The sequence below is a fragment of the Vibrio owensii genome (genome assembly GCF_002021755.1).
GTDB lineage: Bacteria > Pseudomonadota > Gammaproteobacteria > Enterobacterales > Vibrionaceae > Vibrio > Vibrio owensii.
In genome coordinates, this window is record NZ_CP019959.1 from 1482418 (window position 1) to 1501238 (window position 18821).

20 protein-coding genes are annotated in these 18821 nt (G+C 46.0%); 10 read left to right on the plus strand and 10 right to left on the minus strand.

Annotated features, from left to right (window positions below):
* Window positions 1-49: 49 nt before the first annotated feature.
* The 5 genes from surA to apaH all read left to right on the plus strand — a co-directional run bounded on the left by surA (window position 50) and on the right by apaH (window position 4403).
* Window positions 50-1333 (plus strand): peptidylprolyl isomerase SurA, encoded by a 1284-nt coding sequence (gene surA, locus A9237_RS06540; protein WP_005437385.1) that lies wholly within the window; start codon window positions 50-52, stop codon window positions 1331-1333.
* Complete coding sequence (gene pdxA / locus A9237_RS06545; protein WP_039841404.1) at window positions 1323-2321, plus strand: 4-hydroxythreonine-4-phosphate dehydrogenase PdxA; 999 nt, start codon at window positions 1323-1325, stop codon at window positions 2319-2321. Before surA ends, pdxA begins: the two co-directional genes overlap by 11 nt.
* On the plus strand, window positions 2318-3127 hold the full coding sequence (gene rsmA, locus A9237_RS06550; RefSeq protein WP_009707797.1) for a 16S rRNA (adenine(1518)-N(6)/adenine(1519)-N(6))-dimethyltransferase RsmA: 810 nt from the start codon (window positions 2318-2320) through the stop codon (window positions 3125-3127). The genes pdxA and rsmA overlap by 4 nt, the downstream gene beginning before the upstream one ends.
* A gap of 76 nt (window positions 3128-3203) precedes the next feature.
* Window positions 3204-3584, plus strand: a complete 381-nt coding sequence (gene apaG / locus A9237_RS06555; RefSeq protein ID WP_005437382.1) for a Co2+/Mg2+ efflux protein ApaG — start codon at window positions 3204-3206, stop codon at window positions 3582-3584.
* 12 nt (window positions 3585-3596) lie between these two features.
* On the plus strand, window positions 3597-4403 hold the full coding sequence (apaH, locus tag A9237_RS06560; protein ID WP_045416473.1) for a bis(5'-nucleosyl)-tetraphosphatase (symmetrical) ApaH: 807 nt from the start codon (window positions 3597-3599) through the stop codon (window positions 4401-4403).
* 67 nt (window positions 4404-4470) lie between these two features.
* Here apaH and folA read toward each other — a convergent pair whose 3' ends face one another.
* From folA to rplU, 6 genes are all read right to left on the minus strand, one after another.
* Window positions 4471-4950 carry a type 3 dihydrofolate reductase gene (folA, locus tag A9237_RS06565; protein ID WP_009707799.1) on the minus strand — a complete coding sequence of 160 codons (480 nt, stop codon included), beginning with the start codon at window positions 4948-4950 and terminating at the stop codon, window positions 4471-4473.
* Between the two features lie 9 nt (window positions 4951-4959).
* The gene (locus A9237_RS06570) at window positions 4960-5433 is read right to left on the minus strand and encodes a threonine/serine exporter family protein (RefSeq protein ID WP_005437379.1); all 474 of its coding nucleotides are present in this window, start codon (window positions 5431-5433) and stop codon (window positions 4960-4962) included.
* Entirely contained in the window at window positions 5433-6233 is an 801-nt protein-coding gene (locus tag A9237_RS06575) for a threonine/serine exporter family protein (RefSeq protein WP_005437378.1), read from the minus strand. Before A9237_RS06575 ends, A9237_RS06570 begins: the two co-directional genes overlap by 1 nt.
* 116 nt (window positions 6234-6349) lie before the next feature.
* The gene (gene cgtA / locus A9237_RS06580; protein WP_005437377.1) at window positions 6350-7525 is read right to left on the minus strand and encodes an Obg family GTPase CgtA; all 1176 of its coding nucleotides are present in this window, start codon (window positions 7523-7525) and stop codon (window positions 6350-6352) included.
* Between the two features lie 211 nt (window positions 7526-7736).
* On the minus strand, window positions 7737-7994 hold the full coding sequence (rpmA, locus tag A9237_RS06585; RefSeq protein ID WP_005383095.1) for a 50S ribosomal protein L27: 258 nt from the start codon (window positions 7992-7994) through the stop codon (window positions 7737-7739).
* Window positions 7995-8014: 20 nt separating this feature from the next.
* A complete protein-coding gene (gene rplU, locus A9237_RS06590; RefSeq protein ID WP_005437376.1) occupies window positions 8015-8326 on the minus strand; it encodes a 50S ribosomal protein L21 in 312 nt (103 codons plus the stop codon).
* 257 nt (window positions 8327-8583) lie between these two features.
* Here rplU and ispB point away from each other — a divergent pair, with 257 nt between their 5' ends.
* The gene (gene ispB / locus A9237_RS06595; RefSeq protein WP_078607881.1) at window positions 8584-9555 is read left to right on the plus strand and encodes an octaprenyl diphosphate synthase; all 972 of its coding nucleotides are present in this window, start codon (window positions 8584-8586) and stop codon (window positions 9553-9555) included.
* A gap of 77 nt (window positions 9556-9632) precedes the next feature.
* Here ispB and A9237_RS06600 read toward each other — a convergent pair whose 3' ends face one another.
* Both A9237_RS06600 and mdh read right to left on the minus strand, forming a co-directional pair.
* The gene (locus A9237_RS06600; protein ID WP_039841444.1) at window positions 9633-9824 is read right to left on the minus strand and encodes a hypothetical protein; all 192 of its coding nucleotides are present in this window, start codon (window positions 9822-9824) and stop codon (window positions 9633-9635) included.
* Window positions 9825-9957: 133 nt separating this feature from the next.
* Window positions 9958-10893: a malate dehydrogenase gene (gene mdh, locus A9237_RS06605; protein WP_020196545.1), complete on the minus strand. Its 936-nt coding sequence runs from the start codon at window positions 10891-10893 to the stop codon at window positions 9958-9960.
* Window positions 10894-11251: 358 nt separating this feature from the next.
* On the opposite strand from mdh, the gene argR reads away from it, so the two are divergent.
* From argR to A9237_RS06625, 4 genes are all read left to right on the plus strand, one after another.
* Window positions 11252-11722: a transcriptional regulator ArgR gene (gene argR, locus A9237_RS06610; RefSeq protein ID WP_005430583.1), complete on the plus strand. Its 471-nt coding sequence runs from the start codon at window positions 11252-11254 to the stop codon at window positions 11720-11722.
* A gap of 384 nt (window positions 11723-12106) precedes the next feature.
* Window positions 12107-13075 (plus strand): TAXI family TRAP transporter solute-binding subunit, encoded by a 969-nt coding sequence (locus A9237_RS06615; RefSeq protein ID WP_005437372.1) that lies wholly within the window; start codon window positions 12107-12109, stop codon window positions 13073-13075.
* Window positions 13076-13369: 294 nt separating this feature from the next.
* On the plus strand, window positions 13370-15949 hold the full coding sequence (locus A9237_RS06620) for a TRAP transporter permease (protein WP_078607882.1): 2580 nt from the start codon (window positions 13370-13372) through the stop codon (window positions 15947-15949).
* A gap of 45 nt (window positions 15950-15994) precedes the next feature.
* Window positions 15995-16432: a universal stress protein gene (locus A9237_RS06625; protein WP_005437370.1), complete on the plus strand. Its 438-nt coding sequence runs from the start codon at window positions 15995-15997 to the stop codon at window positions 16430-16432.
* Window positions 16433-16526: 94 nt separating this feature from the next.
* On the opposite strand, the gene thiQ is transcribed toward A9237_RS06625, so the two are convergent.
* Entirely contained in the window at window positions 16527-17231 is a 705-nt protein-coding gene (thiQ, locus tag A9237_RS06630; protein WP_078607883.1) for a thiamine ABC transporter ATP-binding protein, read from the minus strand.
* Window positions 17231-18817, minus strand: coding sequence for a thiamine/thiamine pyrophosphate ABC transporter permease ThiP (thiP, locus tag A9237_RS06635; RefSeq protein WP_078607884.1), 1587 nt, complete (start codon window positions 18815-18817; stop codon window positions 17231-17233). The genes thiQ and thiP overlap by 1 nt, the downstream gene beginning before the upstream one ends.
* Window positions 18818-18821 lie beyond the last annotated feature (4 nt).

Below are 18821 nucleotides of genomic sequence, written 5' to 3' on the forward strand. Positions count from 1 at the left end.
GTCTTACCTATAACAAGACGCTTAAACACCATTACTGACGGAATTTTTAATGAAAATTTGGAAATCACTCTTATTCACCACCCTACTATCTTGTGGTGTAACAGCAGCGCCAGTAGAGCTTGATAAGGTTGCAGTCATCGTTAACGATGGTGTGATTCTACAAAGCGACATCAATACCGCGATGAAAACGCTGCAAGCTAATGCTCGCCAAAGTGGCAAGAGCCTCCCTTCGGCAAGTGTGCTGAAAGACCAAGTGGTAGAGAAGCTGATCATCGACACATTGCAAGGCCAAGAGGCGGAGCGTATCGGTGTTCGTATTGATGACAACCGCCTGAACCAAGCGATCGCTGAAATTGCTCGCAACAACAATCAAAGCGTGGAACAGTTAGCTGCGTCTGTTCAAGCAGAAGGTCTCAGCTACCCAGAATTCCGTGAGCAGATTCGTAAAGAGATTGCTGCATCTGAAGCTCGTAATGCACTGGTTCGTCGTCGTATCAACATTTTGCCAGCTGAAGTCGATAGCCTTGCCGACCAATTAGCGACCGAAACTAACGCTACAGTTCAATACAAGATTGGCCACATCCAACTTCGTTTCTCTGACGATAAAGACAAGTCAGAAGTCGAAGCAGAAGCCAATGCATTGGTTAAGAAACTAAAAGACGGTGCAGACTTCTCTGAAATGGCATACACCTACTCAAAAGGTCCTAAAGCACTACAAGGTGGTGATTGGGGTTGGATGCGTAAAGAAGAAATGCCAACCATCTTTGCAGACCAAATCAAGATGCAAAACAAAGGCAGCATTATTGGCCCATTCCGCAGCGGCATCGGCTTCCACATCCTAAAAGTAGAGGATGTGAAAGGTCTTGAGACCGTAGCAGTAACAGAGGTAAATGCTCGCCACATTCTGATCAAACCAACCGTTATCTTGAGTGACGAAGGTGCACAGAAAGAGCTAAACGAGTTCATTCGTCGCATCAAAGCAGGTGAAGCAACCTTTGCTCAACTGGCAACACAGTACAGCCAAGATCCAGGTTCAGCGGCTCAAAATGGTGAGCTAGGTTACCAAACACCTGATTTATACGTACCAGAATTTAAGCACCAAGTAGAAACACTACCTGTAGGCTCAATCAGTGAACCTTTCAAAACGGTACACGGTTGGCACATTGTTGAAGTTCTAGACCGTCGCCAAGTTGACCGTACAGACTCAGCAATGAAGAACAAAGCTTACCGAATTCTATTTAACCGTAAGTTTAATGAAGAAGCTGGCGCATGGATGCAAGAGCTACGCGCAAGCGCATTCGTTGAAATCGTGGATGACAATGATGGCAACTAATTCGATTCGCAGAATCGTCGTGACCGCAGGGGAACCTGCGGGTATCGGCCCGGATTTGGTACTGGCTCTGTCTAAGGAAGACTGGGCTCATCAAATCGTTGTCTGCGCAGACAAAAATATGCTGTTGGAACGTGCCAACTTGCTTGGCATTGATGTTCAACTGACTGATTACAATCCAGAAGAAGCGCCAAAGGCACAAAAAGCAGGCACCTTGATCGTTGACCATATCGAAATGGCAGAAAATGTCATCGCGGGTCAACTCAATGAAGCCAACGGCCACTACGTGTTAAAAACACTAGAAAGAGCCGCTTTGGGCTGTATGAATGATGAATTTGATGCTATTGTCACCGGCCCTGTACATAAGGGGGTGATCAATCGCTCTGGTGTTGCGTTCAGTGGGCATACTGAATTCTTCGCCGAGAAGTCCAACACACCGTTGGTCGTGATGATGCTAGCCACCGAAGGGCTGCGAGTTGCTCTAGTAACAACGCATATTCCTTTGGCTTACGTATCTAAAGCCGTCACGGAAGAGCGATTAGAAAAAATCATCGATATTCTTCATAAAGATCTTGTAGAAAAATTTGCCATCTCCCAACCAAACATCTATGTTTGCGGGCTAAATCCACATGCGGGAGAAGATGGCTGTTTGGGTCGCGAAGAGATCGAGACCATCACTCCAACATTGGAAAAGATTCGACAAGAAAAAGGAATCAATCTGATCGGTCCATTACCGGCAGACACCATTTTCAATGAAAAGTATTTAAACGATGCTGATGCTGTTTTAGGCATGTACCACGATCAAGTATTGCCAGTTTTAAAATACAAAGGCTTTGGTCGTTCAGTAAACATTACTCTTGGTCTACCTTTTATTAGAACATCGGTGGATCACGGTACTGCATTAGAACTGGCAGGGACAGGTCAAGCGGATACAGGGAGCTTCCGAACAGCGCTCACGCATGCGATAGAATTGGTAGAGAAGAAACAATGAGAAATGATGTCCATTTAGGACACAAAGCGCGTAAACGTTTTGGTCAAAACTTCCTGAACGACCCATACATTATTGATGGCATCGTATCAGCAATTAACCCAAGACCAGGGCAAAACCTGGTTGAAATCGGCCCTGGTCTAGGTGCAATCACCGAACCTGTTGGTCGCGAAGTCGACAAGTTCACGGTTATCGAATTGGACCGTGACCTAGCAGAACGTCTACGTAACCACCCTGAATTGGCAGACAAACTTACGATTCATGAAGGCGATGCAATGCGCTTTGACTTCACGCAGTTAGTGAAGCCAAACAACAAGCTACGTATCTTCGGTAACTTGCCATACAACATCTCTACACCATTGATGTTCCACCTATTTGAATTCCATAAAGACATTCAAGACATGCACTTTATGCTTCAAAAAGAAGTGGTAAATCGCTTAGCGGCAGGACCTGGTAGCAAAGCATACGGTCGTCTAACCGTAATGGCACAGTACTACTGTAAAGTGGTACCAGTACTAGAAGTACCGCCAACAGCATTTGTTCCGCCACCGAAAGTAGACTCAGCCGTAGTACGCTTGGTTCCTTACGAAGAGCTGCCACACCCAGCAAAAGACCTACGTTTGTTGGAGCGTGTATGTCGCGAAGGTTTTAACCAACGCCGTAAGACTGTACGTAACTGCTACAAGTCGCTACTAAGTACTGAAGTACTTGAAGAACTGGGTATCAACCCTAGCATGCGTCCAGAGAACCTAACACTACAACAATTCGTCGCCATGGCGAACTGGCTCGCGGACAACCCGCAGCAATAAGAACTCAAACGATAAGCCAAACCCTTGCCGGTTTGGCTTATTATTATTGGGATACAACGTTTCTCGAGGAGTGCACATGGACGTCATTCAACCTTGCATCAAAATCCAAGTTCATACCAAATACATTGAAGAACAGTCCAACCCAGAACTGCAGCGATACGTCTTCGCTTATATCATCACAATAAAAAACCTCAGCCAACAAACTGTTCAATTAGTTAGCCGTCGCTGGTTAATCACCGATTCAAACGGTAAACAAATGACGGTCGAAGGTGAAGGCGTTGTTGGTCAACAGCCTTTTATTCCGGGTAACGACGAATACACTTACAGCAGCGGAACAGCGCTTGAAACACCGGTTGGTGTTATGCAAGGACACTACATGTTGTTGGATGAAAAAGGACAGCAATTTATCACCGAGATTGATCCATTCCGTTTAGCGGTTCCAAACGTCTTAAATTAATCAGGAGATTCAGTGGCGACTTATATTGTTGGTGATATTCAGGGCTGTTTTGATGAGCTTCAGCAGCTACTGGAACAGGTTAGTTTCTCTTCACAACACGACCAGCTTTGGCTAGCGGGAGATCTCGTCGCTCGCGGACCTAAATCTCTAGAAACATTACGTTTTGTTAAGTCTCTGGGTGACAGTGCCAAAGTGGTACTTGGTAATCATGACCTACACCTAATGGCGGTGTCGCACGGACTGAAAAAAGTCAAAGACAAGGATAAGACTGCACCTATTTTTTCCGCTCCGGATAAACAAGAGCTGCTTACTTGGTTGGCTCAGCAACCTCTTATGGCCGAGCATGACGAGTTCGTTATGTGTCACGCTGGTATCTCTCCCTTGTGGGATCTTGATACTGCAAGAGCGTGTGCACGTGAAGTTGAAAGCATCATTCAAAGTGAAAAGCTACCTTGGTTGCTAGAAAACATGTACAGCAACCAACCCGATCTTTGGAATGAATCCTTGTCGGGTCTCGATCTTTATCGCTACACCATCAATGCGTTTACTCGCATGCGTTTTTGCTTTACTGATGGTCGCTTGGATATGGATTGCAAACTACCACCGCAAGAAGTGTCTGAAGATGAACTCGTGCCTTGGTTTAAGCTTCCACAGCGAGTGCCGCTAGAAAAAGCAGTGCTATTTGGGCACTGGGCAGCACTACAAGGTCATATAGATGAAAGCATCATTGGTCTTGATACTGGCTGCGTTTGGGGTGGTTCACTCACCATGATTCGTTGGGAAGACAAGCAAGTCTTCACTCAAGAAGCACTCAGTTAACGGCTCTGATTGCCTGACGAGAAAACAAAAAGCACCGCATTTGCGGTGCTTTTCTCATTCTATCCGATTACTTCTCTAGGACAGTAAAACGCATGTTATAAGCGTTTTTCTCATCCGCTTGGTACGCTTCAGAGTACGTTTCTTTGAACTCAGTTCCCCAATCGGGGAACTGAGTATCTCCATCAATTTCAGCTTCAATATGAGTAACATACAGCTTGTTAGCCATGGGGAGGCACGCGGCATAAATCGCTCCGCCACCAATAATCATGACTTCTTCCACTTCACCAGCAACCTCAAGTGCTTGCTCAATTGACGTGACCGTTGTAACACCTTCAATGGAAAGTGAAGCATCACGGCTGATGACAATGTTCAAACGACCAGGTAATGGACGCCCAATAGACTCATAGGTCTTACGCCCCATAACAACTGGCTTGCCCATGGTGCAACGCTTAAACCATGCAAAATCGGCAGGAAGGTGCCAAGGCATCTGGTTGTCTTTACCGATGATTCGGTTGTCTGCCATCGCGGCAATCATGCTGATGATCATATTGGGTCCTTATACTATGGGTCTGCGGCGATAGAATAACAGCCCCGGAACCGCCAAGCCAACTGCTAAGCCAGCAATAATAAACATCGCCTTAAGGAAGTTTTCCATGCACGTCGCAATAAGCTCAGGTGAGTAACCTAAGTGGTTTATCTCTACCATGGCGATCATAGCCTTATATGCGAATACACCCGGAACCATAGGAATCAAAGCAGCCACAGTGAAGACTTTAGGGTGAGCAAGAAAACGATGGGACCAATGCACTCCGATCAAACCGACTAACGTCGCTGCAAAAAATGTTGCCCATTCAATTGGCAAGCCAAAATGCATCATTAGGTAGCGACTGCCATGACCAATCGCACCACCTACCGCGCAGTACTTGAGTGCTTTTTGCGGCACATTAAACACCATAGCAAAACCAACGGCAGGAATAGCGGCGAAGAACATATCGTTCAACAGCCCTAAGATGAGTTCAAATACGCTCATTAGCTCATCCACCCCCAAATCCCCGTTACTTCCATTGCCGCAACAATACCGAGACAAGTCGCTAAGGTTAATAAACTCGCCATGGTAAATCGTGCAATGCCCATGTTGATATGGCCTTTCAGCATATCGGCAACCGAGTTAATCAGTGGGAAGCCGGGAACTAGCATCAATACCGATGATGCCATCGCAACGGTTGGTAGATTACCAATGTCAAAAATCACCGCTTGAGCAGAGATTAGTGTAGTCACAAACGCCGTGACAGCGAAGTTGAGAAGAGGATTAAAGTGGCGGTGGCCAATTTCTTGTCGAACGGTCATGCCGCCAGCAGAAGCAAGAAACGTCATGACAAATACACCTAAGTCTCCACCCGCTAAATGGCTGAAGGCCGCACAAGAAAGGCCGATCATGAACACCACCAACCAACGGTTATAGCGCTCAGGACTAATGGTGTTGAGTTTCTTCTGCGCCATTCTCACATCGAGCAAGCCCCGCTCCATCATGATACAAATTCGTTGGATCTGGGTGATCACTCGCATGTTGATCCCGCGGTCGGCACAACTTCTGGTCGTTGTAATGCAATGATCGTCTTTGACTGTCGTGACAACCAAAGCATTCGCAGATAATGCCACTGCCACTTCGCTGACACCACAGGCAATACCGATGCGCTGCATGATGTCACTCACAAGCGTACTCTCTGCCCCGTGGGCTAAGAGCATTTGCCCTGCTTGGGCAACGAGCCGAGAAATGGCCCTTTGGTTGGATGCCGTCGTTGCACAAGACGGTATAACTTCCGATGTCATAAATACTTCCTAAATCCGTTAAGCTCATTATTGTGCCGCAAATCACATCGTCTAAACATGATTTAGATACAAAAAAAGCCGCAATAAACATTGCGGCTTAATGAATTAGCTAGCGATTAGTCGCGGACGTAAACAACGTGACCGTCGTCTTCTTCATCGTCCCAATCATCCCAATCGTCATCATCTTCTTCAGTGATAACGTCTTTACCAGCGATTGCGTCTTTATGGTAATCATCCCACATGAAGTTTACTTTATCTTCTTCAGCAACTTCTTCCTCTTCGCGAGGTAGGTTTTCCATAAAGTCAGCTAGCTTGTAGCAAAGCTCTTTTGTACCGTTACGGTTGATCGCTGAGATCTTAAAGAACTCGTCTTCCCAACCTAGCGCGTCCAAGATCTCTTGGATCTTTTCATTCGCTTCTTCTTCTGGCATCAGATCCGTTTTGTTGAAGACTAGCCAACGAGGTTTGCCTGCTAGTTTCTCACTGTACTGCTCTAGTTCATCAATGATGGTTAAGGCATTTTGAATTGGATCTGACTGATCGATAGGCATGATATCAATCATGTGTAGCAGTACGCGGCAACGCTCTAGGTGCTTAAGGAAGCGAATACCTAGACCAGCACCGTCAGCTGCGCCTTCGATTAGACCAGGGATGTCTGCAACCACAAAGCTCTTCTCAGGAACCACACTCACCACACCCAAGCTTGGGATTAGCGTTGTAAATGGGTAATCTGCTACTTTTGGTTTTGCTGCTGATACTGCGCGGATAAAGGTTGATTTACCTGCGTTAGGTAGACCAAGCATACCAACGTCAGCCAATAGCAATAGCTCTAGACGGATTTCACGGATTTCACCTTTAGTACCTAGCGTTCTCTGACGAGGCGCACGGTTTACTGAAGATTTAAAACGCGTGTTACCAAGACCGTGCCAGCCGCCTTTCGCGACCATCACTTTCTTACCGTGTTCTGCTACTTCTGCAACGATTTCGTTAGTGTGGATATCAACCGCGCGAGTACCTACTGGTACGCGAAGTGTGATGTCTTTACCACGTTTACCAGTACAGTTACCGCCGCGACCGTTTTCACCGCGTTCTGCTTCGTAAAAGCGTTGGAAACGGTAATCGATCAGGGTATTTAGGTTTTCATCGGCTTGGATGTATACATCACCACCATCACCACCGTCGCCACCATCTGGGCCACCTTTAGTGATGAATTTTTCACGCCAGAAACTTACAACGCCGCTACCGCCGTCACCAGCCTGAACTTTAACTACCGCTTCATCTACGAACTTCATCTTTTACTCCGACTACTTCGTGCGTGGATTAAATCTGATTTGCCATCAAACAATTTTAGCAGATGACAGATCTAAGCTCCCAGATTCCAACCGCTCAGGGATAAAACGAGAAACTTGAATATGTCGACTGCTACAAATAAAAAACCCCGCCGAATCGGCAGGGCTTTTGAATTCAGCTATAAAGCTTTAGTAATTAACCTAAAAGGTAAAATTACTCAGCTTCGATGCTTACAAACTTACGGTTCTTAGGACCTTTAACCTCGAACTTCACCTTACCTTCAGTAAGAGCGAATAGAGTGTGGTCTTTACCGATACCTACGTTGTTACCAGCGTGGAACTTAGTACCACGTTGACGAACGATGATGTTACCTGCAAGAACAGATTCACCACCGAAACGTTTAACACCTAGACGTTTGCTTTCTGAATCGCGGCCGTTACGAGTAGAACCACCAGCTTTTTTGTGTGCCATTGTTAAACTCTCCTAATAGATTAAGCGTTGATACCAGTGATCTTCACTTCAGTGAACCACTGACGGTGACCCTGTTGCTTACGAGAGTGCTTACGACGACGGAACTTAACGATTTTAACTTTATCGCCACGACCGTGTTGTACTACTTCAGCAACAACTTTGCCGCCCTCTACAAGAGGAGCGCCAACTTGGATTTCTTCGCCGTTAGCAACAAGAAGAACTTTATCAAATTCAACAGTTGCGCCCGTTTCAACGTCTAATTTCTCTAAACGAAGAGTTTGACCTTCGCTTACACGGTGTTGTTTACCACCAGATTGGAAAACAGCGTACATATTTTACTCCGCTTTTTCCGCACAGCCTTTTCATGAGGGTGTGCGCTAAACTAATCATCAATAGGGCGCAGATTCTACAGAAGAGATGCCCCTATGACAAGCCATATTTTGAAAAAATTGGCGAAAAGCTAATCGCCAAAGAAAAGTGCGGCAATCATGCCCTTTAGTAATGTATTAATCAACGTTTTTTAGTGTATTATTCGACAATTATATAAATCGAATAAGCCTTGCAGGGTCTAACTTCAGCCGGATATACGATGGATTTTAAAACTATCCAAGCGCTTACTGCCGATGACATGGCAAAAGTGAATGAAACAATTCAAGCCCAACTAAATTCTGATGTCTCTTTAATCAACCAACTCGGTTTCTATATCGTGAGTGGTGGAGGCAAACGCTTAAGACCACTTCTGGCGATATTGTCAGCACGTGCTCTTGGTTACCAAGGTAACGGCCATACAATGGCAGCTGCGTTTATTGAGTTCATCCATACGGCAACCTTGTTGCACGATGATGTGGTAGACGAATCAGACATGCGCCGTGGTAAAGCGACAGCAAACGCTGCGTTTGGTAATGCCGCTAGCGTGTTAGTTGGGGACTTTATTTATACTCGCTCATTCCAAATGATGACTGAGCTAGGATCAATGAAGATCCTTAAACTGATGAGCGACGCAGTTAATGTGATCGCAGAGGGTGAGGTTCAGCAGTTGATGAACTGTAATGATCCTGACACGACAGAAGAAAGCTACATGCAGGTCATCTACTCTAAGACCGCACGTTTGTTTGAATCCGCTACGCAGATTGGTGCGATTCTTAACGATGCGCCGGAAGAAGTAGAAATGGCATTCCAGAACTACGGTAAATATTTGGGCACAGCATTCCAACTGATCGACGACGTGATGGATTACACGTCTGACGGTGAGGATATGGGTAAGAATGTTGGTGATGATTTGGCTGAAGGCAAACCAACGCTTCCTCTACTTCATGCAATGCGCAATACCACGCCAGAGAATGCGCAGATGATTCGTGAAGCGATTGAGAAGGCCAATGGCATGGATCGACTAGAAGACATTCTAGCGGTAATGCAGGAAGCTGGCTCGCTGGAATACACCACGCAAAAAGCGATGGATGAAGCAGATAAAGCAATTGCAGAACTCGCAATCCTTCCTGAATCTGATTACAAGCAAGCGCTGATTACTCTAGCCCACATGGCGGTTAAGCGTACCAGCTAGTAACGAAAGACCCTGATGAAAAAAGGAAGAGTAATACTCTTCCTTTTCATTATGTTTGGCGCTCAAGCGATATGTCGTTAGTAATAACGGTCACAACTGTCGTGAAGCTGTGGATTGTCTTCTATTTCATCGAAGCTAACTGCAAGTTGCTCTTCTGAACCTTGCTTAGCGAGCAGCACTGTTTCTGCCTCTTGGTCGATGACTAAAATCGTACCAACACCTTGCTGACACTCAACGACCATACCTTTACGGATTCGACTTGCTTCCATCACCCTCTCCTTCACAAAGTTACCTGATTCAGACTCTGTTACGCGAGATAAGGTGAAAGGATCAAAAAAGCCGATCATCAGATCGGCTTTTCATTTAAATTGTCTTCTTTATATAACGAGTATAAAAAGACGCTTATTTCGCAAATTCAACACCAATGTTGATATCGCCATTTAGTGTTTCTAGCATGCCATCTAATGCTGACTTCTCGTAGTCGCTTAGCGCACCGTAGCTTAGAACTTCTTCTACGCCGTCTTTACCTAGCTTCACAGGCTGTGCGAAGTATGGTGCATGTTCGCTGCCACCGTCTACATAAGCACACTCCACTACGCCTTCTTCACCTTGAAGAGCACGTACTAGCGCTAAGCCAAAGCGACATGCAGCTTGGCCCATAGACAGAGTTGCACTACCGCCACCCGCTTTCGCTTCTACTACTTCTGTACCCGCATTCTGGATACGTTTCGTTAGCGCTTCAACTTCTTCAGCAGTAAACTCAACACCTTCTACTTGAGATAGAAGAGGAAGAATAGTCACACCAGAGTGACCACCGATAACAGGAACGCGAACGTCACCTGGATCTTTGTCTTTTAGTTCAGCCACGAAGGTTTCTGAGCGGATAACATCTAGCGTTGTAACACCAAACAGTTTGCGCTTGTCGTAAACGCCTGCTTTTTTCAACACTTCAGCAGCGATTGGCACAGTTGTATTCACTGGGTTAGTGATGATACCAACACATGCTGTTGGACATACAACTGCGATCTTTTCTGCTAGCGACTTAACGATGCCAGCGTTTACGTTGAACAGATCCGCGCGATCCATACCAGGTTTACGAGCTACACCAGCTGAAATTAGAACAACATCCGCACCTTCAAGTGCAGGTGTTGGATCTTCGCCAGCGTAACCTTTAATAGAAACCGGAGTTGGGATGTGGCTTAGATCTGCAGCCACACCAGGAGTTACTGGAGCAATATCGTATAGGGCTAAATCTGAACCTGCAGGAAGACGGTTCTTAAGTAGAAGGGCCAGAGCTTGACCGATGCCGCCAGCGGCACCAATAACGGCTACTTTCATGTAGTTCTCCTTGAGAGTATTTCTCTTATAAACGTATTCGTAGGGTATTTTGTAACCAGCTGAAATAAAGCTATCGGAATCACAACTTGATTACAATCAATTAACGCCAGCTTTGCGACCTCGCGCAACTCGCTGTTACCGTGCTACAAACAAAGGCTTGATTATTCGTTTATTCTGTTGAAATGACAAGAAATTCAGTGCAATAAATAGGTCAACAATTTCATACTTAAAGAACCCTATCCTGTTTAGGGTTTACAGTGATGGAATTAACATAATGTCGTGACTTTTTGGCACTGCATGAATATCTATGCGAGAATATGCAAAATTGCTGACCCTTGATAAGAGAATCATAACGACTATGCGCAATTCAGAAAAACAAGATAACTTAGTTCGCGCTTTTAAAGCCTTATTAAAAGAAGAGAGCTTTGGCTCACAGGGTGAGATCGTTGATGCACTAAAACAACAAGGTTTTGAAAGTATCAACCAATCCAAAGTTTCTCGCATGTTGACTAAGTTTGGTGCCGTACGTACACGTAACGCAAAAATGGAAATGGTTTACTGCCTACCAGCAGAGTTAGGCGTACCAACAGTGAGCAGCTCTTTGCGTGAACTGGTGTTAGATATCGACCATAACGCAGCTCTTGTCGTTATCCACACTGGCCCAGGTGCCGCTCAATTGATTGCTCGCCTACTGGACTCACTAGGCAAATCAGAAGGCATCTTAGGTGTGGTTGCTGGTGATGACACCATCTTCATTACCCCGACAATGCCAGTTTCTACAGAACAATTGTTCAAATCAGTGTGTGAGCTTTTCGAGTACACAGGCTAAGTAACTGTTTGTGGGCTATGAAATTAGTTGAGTTTTGTAGCCCATGAAAAATGTAAATTTTTTGATTTTTTAGCTTATTTTTTACCCATCCTATTTGTGATTTACATCACGCTATTGGTTTTTTTAATACCCTCGCCAACATGCAAGATAAGTAATTGTTCTAAAAGGAATTAGTCTACGAATTTATCCCCACATACCAACGCACACTTTAGACTTATTCGCTATAGTTTTTAACAATCGGATAATTTTCTGCCAATTTTTTGTTATGATTCGCTCGCTTTTTCAAACGATTGGATTGGAAAAGATGCCGTTTCCAAATAGGAAACTCCTGAAGTAATTTTTGGTTATTTCCGGGTTAATAATGAATATAAGGAAGGGAAATTCATGGCATTTAACAAACTTCTTAAAGTAGGCGCTATCGCTGCAGCAGTTATGGGCGCAGGCGCAGTTAACGCTCAAGAGTTTATTACTATCGGTACTGGCTCTGTTACAGGTGTTTACTACCCTACTGGTGGTGCTATTTGTAAATTGGTGAACAAAGGTCGTAAAGATCACAACATCCGTTGTTCAGTAGAATCGACTGGTGGCTCAATTTACAACGTCAACACAATCCGTGCTGGCGAGCTAGACTTTGGTATCGTGCAATCGGATTGGCAGTACCATGGCTACAACGGTACGAGTAAGTTTGCTGAACAAGGCCCGTACAAAAAACTACGTGCAATGTTCTCTCTTCATACCGAACCTTTTAACATCATCGCACGTGCAGATTCTGGCATCGAAAACGTTCAAGACCTTAAAGGTAAGCGTGTAAACATCGGTAACCCTGGTTCTGGTGACCGCGCGACAATGGGCGTAGTGATGGATGCAATGGGCTGGACTAACGACAGCTTTAAACTTGCATCAGAACTAAAAGGTTCAGAACGTTCTCAAGCACTATGTGATAACAAGATCGACGCGTTTATCTACATGGTTGGTCACCCGAACGGTTCAATCAAAGAAGCAACAACCTCTTGTGATGCGAAGCTAGTTCCAGCAACTGGTCCAGAAATCGAGAAGATCGTTGCTGATAACCCTTACTACGCGTTCAGCACAGTGCCTGCTGGTATGTACCGTGGTACAGACAAAGACGTAAACAGCTTTGGTGTTGCGGCAACAATGGTAACGACTTCTGATGTTTCAGATGACGTAGCTTACAACGTTGCAAAAGCGGTATTCGAAAACTTCGATACGTTCAAGCGTCTACACCCTGCATTTGCAAACCTGAAGAAAGAAGACATGGTGAAAGCTGGCCTTTCAATCCCTCTTCACCCAGGTGCAGAGAAATACTACAAAGAAGTAGGCCTGCTTAAGTAAGCAACTACTAACTTCAAGCTCAGACAGAAAAGGATGGTTTTCTGTCTGATTGAGTATGCTGGTCGAGCACCTTCAACCAGCATACTTTGTTCAATTTTGCCGATTTCTCCCGGAAGTCGCGCTCACACACCTAAGAAAAAGAAAACGCACTTTTCCATACCTATGAATCAATGGGTTGAAGGATTGTAGCGATTCACTCGAAAGCAAACTTCGCTCTATTCACTACACTGTTATAGCGAAGGCGGTTCTCGATACGCAATACAGACAGGACCATCAATAATAAGGAAAAAGTACATGGCGACGAACAACACTCCGTCACAAGATGTGCAAGAGATGGTGGCTCAGGCAGATACAGGTGCGCGTAGCCCAATGGGCATGCAAGGTCGAATCTTATGGTTCGTTCCGCTGTGCTGGTCGCTATTTCAATTATGGTATGCCTCTCCGCTACCATTTATTTTTAATTTTGGCGTACTCAACGACACTGAAGCGCGAGCAATTCATCTAACTTTTGCCACTTTTCTCGCTTTCACTGCTTACCCAGCAATGAAGAACTCTCCGCGTGATCGTATCCCACTCATCGACTGGGTATTAGCACTCGCGGGTAGCTTTGCTGCGGCTTACATTTATATTTTCTATACCGAGTTAGCAGGACGTTCCGGAGCACCTACAACAGTAGATATCGTCGTTTCGGTTACTGGTATGGTCTTGCTACTTGAAGCAACCCGCCGTGCATTAGGTCCACCGCTCATGGTGGTTGCAGCGGTATTCTTAACTTACACCTTTGCTGGCCCATACATGCCAGACGTCATTGCCCATAAAGGCGCTAGCTTAAACAAAGCGATGTCGCATCTATGGTTAACGACTGAGGGTGTATTTGGTGTTGCACTTGGCGTATCTACGTCTTTCGTATTCTTGTTCGTACTCTTCGGTGCGATGCTTGAACGTGCCGGCGCTGGCGCTTACTTCATCAAAGTAGCCTTCTCATTACTTGGTCATATGAAGGGTGGCCCTGCAAAAGCCGCAGTTGTTGCGTCTGGTCTATCGGGTTTGGTTTCTGGCTCATCGATTGCCAACGTAGTAACTACAGGTACCTTTACGATTCCGCTGATGAAGCGAGTTGGTTTCCCTGGCACAAAAGCCGGTGCGGTAGAAGTTGCAGCCTCAACTAACGGTCAGCTTACACCACCTATTATGGGTGCAGCGGCCTTCCTAATGGTGGAATACGTTGGTATCTCTTACGTAGAGGTAATTAAAGCAGCCCTGCTTCCTGCACTTATCTCATACATCGCTCTGATTTACATCGTTCACCTTGAAGCATGTAAAGCAGGTATGACTGGTCTTCCTCGTCGCCATAACCCAACCATGTTACAAAGCCTGTTGTCATTCACTGGCACCATCCTCGGCTTGTGCGTGATTAGTGCTTTGGTTTACTACGGTGTGGGTTGGACGAAAGATGTCTTCGGCGATGCAGCAACACCTATCGTAACCGTAGCACTACTCATTGCTTACATCGGACTGGTGAAAATCTCAGCAAACCACGCCAAAGATGGCGCAATTGAAATTGATGCAGAACTCACAGAGGTTCCAGATCCAGGTCCGACGATTAAATCTGGCCTGCACTATCTGCTACCAATCGTTGTGCTGGTTTGGTGTTTAACCGTAGAGCGCTTCTCTCCGGGCCTATCAGCATTCTGGGCAACCGTGTTCATGATCTTTATCTTGCTGACGCAACGCCCATTGATTGCTTTGCTATCCAAACAAGGTGACTTGGTTGAGCAAACGAAAGATGGCTTTGTCGACCTAGCAGAGAGCTTGGTATCTGGTGCGCGCAACATGATCGGCATCGGTGTGGCAACGGCTGCTGCCGGTACGGTAGTTGGTGTAGTAACACTAACCGGTATTGGGCTGGTGATGACAGACTTCGTCGAGTTCATCTCTGGTGGCAGCATCATCCTAATGTTGTTGTTTACTGCAGTGATCAGCTTGATCCTTGGTATGGGTCTGCCAACGACGGCAAACTACATCGTGGTATCAACTCTGATGGCTCCCGTTATCGTAACTCTGGGTGCAGCTCATGGCTTGATCATCCCATTGATTGCGGTGCACTTGTTCGTATTCTATTTCGGTATTCTAGCTGATGATACGCCTCCGGTAGGTTTGGCAGCCTTTGCGGCGGCAGCTATTGCTAAGTCCGACCCGATTCGAACGGGTATTCAAGGCTTTACCTACGATATTCGAACCGCAATTCTGCCATTCATGTTCGTCTTCAACACTCAACTCTTGTTGATGGGTATCGACACTTGGTGGCACCTTGCTCTCACCGTAATCTCCTCAATCATTGCGATGTTGATCTTCTCAGCAGCGACGCAAGGTTGGTGGTTTACACGTAACAAGTGGTGGGAAACCATCTTGTTGCTTGTACTGACGTTCTCTTTCTTCCGTCCAGGATTCTGGTGGGACATGATCTACCCTGCAAAAGTTCTTTCCCCTGGGGTTGAGATAGCTCAAATCACGGAAGGGCTAAATGTAGGAGAATCCATTGAGCTACGAGTCGCAGGTGAAAACCTAGAAGGTGACTACGTAGAGAAAACGGTACGTCTTCCGTTCGAAGATAAAGCAAAAACTGCAGAAGAGCGCATCTCTTCTATGGGCCTAATGCTAACCGAGAACGACGGCAAAATGATCGTAGACATGGTCGAGTTTGGTAGTCCGGCAGAATCGTCTGGCGTCGACTTCGACTGGGAGATCAAATGGATTGTTCAAGACGCAGAGCGCCCAATGAAAGAATGGGTATTTGTGCCTTGCTTAATGATCTTGCTGGTACTTGCCATGAACCAAAAACGTCGTGCTCGTAGGGAACAGTTGAGCGCATAACCGATTAGGCCCCGAGGACAAAGGGGCCATGATGAGAGACACTGAATGTATAAACAAATTCTTGTTCCGGTTGATCTAAATGACCAAGGCTTCTCTGACCGAGCTGTTGAGCTGGCTGTTTGGCAAGCAAAACAAGCCAACGCGGAAGTTCACTTACTGACTGTACTGCCTGGCATTCATATGTCGATGGTCGCAACTTACTTCCCAAAAGATGCGGCTGCGAAGATGAAGCAAGACGTGAAGCAACAACTCAAAACGTTTGCTGACCAGCACATCGATGATGAAGTGATTTACAAAGTACACGTTGCAGAAGGCAAAGCGTATGCAACCATCCTTGATTACGCTGAGCGCTTAGGTGCCGATCTTATCATAATGCCAAGCCACAAACGCTCAAAGATCAACAAAGTGATGTTGGGCTCTGTAGCGAGCAAAGTGGTAGAGAACTCACCAATCAATGTGATGGTAGTGAAGCCACAAGGCTAACGTACTCATTCAAACTCCCAAAACTAAAAAAGGTTGATGCTCGCATCAACCTTTTGTTTTTCTCTCGCCTTATTCATCCAAGATAAACGGCGCTCTACCCTGCCGCTCGCACAAACGCTGCTAAAACATCGCTAGAGTGCGATACTGCCAATTCATCAATGTCACCTGACGCTTCGACCTGACCACCAGCGACAAAAGCAAAATGACTCGCAATCGCTCTTGCATCACTCAAGTGGTGCGTCACCATTAACACGGTAATACCACGATCAGTCGCAAGCTGTTTCACCAGTGTCAGCATCTCTTCGCGCAGCACGGGATCAAGTGCAGAGAAAGGCTCATCGAGTAGCCACATCGGATGCGGCTGAACAAAGCAACGTGCGAGTGCCACACGCTGGCGCTGACCACCAGAAAGGTGTTCAGGTAAGCGATCTAAATACTCAGCAACGCCGACTTGCTTGGCTGCTTGCTCGACAAGAAGCTTTTGGTCTGCAGTAAGCTTTAACCCCGGATGCAACCCTAAACCAATGTTGTCCCTTACTGACAGATGGGCAAACAGATTGTGTTCTTGGAACAGCATTGAAAACGGGCGCTGGTACGGCTCTTTACTCACGATAGATGTGCCATCAACCAAGATATCGCCTAGGTCAGGATTAATGAATCCAGCGACCAAAGCGAGCAACGTTGATTTACCTGCACCGCTCGGTCCCATCAGCGACACGATTTGTCCGCGCTTAATCTCTAAATTAAAGCGAAATAGCTCACGTTGATAGGTGTAATGAACATCATCCAACACTAACATTATGCTTTCCCCTTTGTTTTTAATACTTTTTCAATCACAGCAAAACAGCCTACGCTGAGTAACAGCAAGGTAACCGATACAACCGCTGCTGCATCCATCTGATAACTGCCGAGCAGTTGGAATAGGTACAACGGCAAGGTTCTAAATTCTTGTCCGCCAAATAAGGCGATCGCACTTAAGTCACCAATCGCAAACATAAAGCTAATAGCAAAAGCATGTGCAAACGGCTTACGCAGTGCTTGCCACTCCACGACTTTAAATCGTTGCCAACCACGCATGCCCAAGCTGGCACACACGTACTGATATTGCTGCTCAATGTGCAACATAGGTTGAGATAAAGTCTTGATGACGTAAGGCAATGCCATCAAGCCATTAACCAAAATCACGACAAAAAACGCTAAGCTGAATACATCAGTAAACGAACGCAGCAGTAAAAACAGTCCTGTGCTAATCACCAAACCTGGTGTCACTAAAATGATGGTTCCGATAAGCTCAATTTGATCGGCGCGAGTATTTTTATACTGCAATCGCCAACGTCGACTGGTCAGCAAAATCGATACGCCTGCTGCAACGGCAAGAGAGCTCGCCAGTACCGCAACTTTGAGTGAATAAAGCAGTGCTGACCAAAAACGTTCATCGGTCAGTACCGACCAAACTTGCTGATTGATACCACTGAACACCACCATCACAAGCGGCGGTATGACTAGTAAAAAGGCACCTATGATCCAAAAGCTATCCCAAGCTTTTGACCACCCATGATCCTTCGTTAAATATTGCTGTACCGATGTACTGCCAGCGCTTACTGAAACTGGCCTCGTCAACTTCTGTACGCCAATTGCTAACAAGCCACATAGTAGCATTTGCCACAGTGCCAAAAGCGCCCCAGCTTGCAGATCAAAATCGAACTTAATAGCCTGATAAATGGCGAGTTCAATGGTGGTCGATTTCGGTCCGCCGCCTAATGCCATCACGGTGGCAAAACTGGTAAAGCAAAGCATAAACACCAAGCCGCTTACGTGTGGCAATTGCTGCCTTAGGCGTGGCCATTCCACCCAACGAAACTTGTCCCAATGGCTCATTCCAAGGTGTGCGCACAGTTTATGTTGCTCTGCTGGGATCGATTCTAATGCCTGCAAAAGGAGTCGCGCTGCATAAGGCATATTGAAGAACACGTGCGCAAGTAAAATACCGTTCAGGCCATAGATGGAAAACGGCAGCTCAGCGTCGATACTTTTCAGCCACTGCGCTAATAAGCCGCTGTTACCGTAAATCGCCAATAAGCCAAATACACCGACCAGCACAGGTAGAACTAAGGTAGACGCAAACAACTTGAGTAATAGAGACTTCCCCAAGAACTCACGTCGAGAAAGTGCGTGAGCAACAGGAATAGCAACGCCAACACTCAATAGTGTCGAAAGAAAAGCTTGGTAGAAACTGAACTGGGTGACGTGTTGATAGTATGGGTCTCCCCACACCATAGACACATCGAGTGAAGGCGCTTGAACAATCAAAGCACCTAAGGCAGAAACAACAAAGGTCGCGATAATCATCGCGACCCCTAACCCTATTTTCGGAACAGAATTCAAAAGT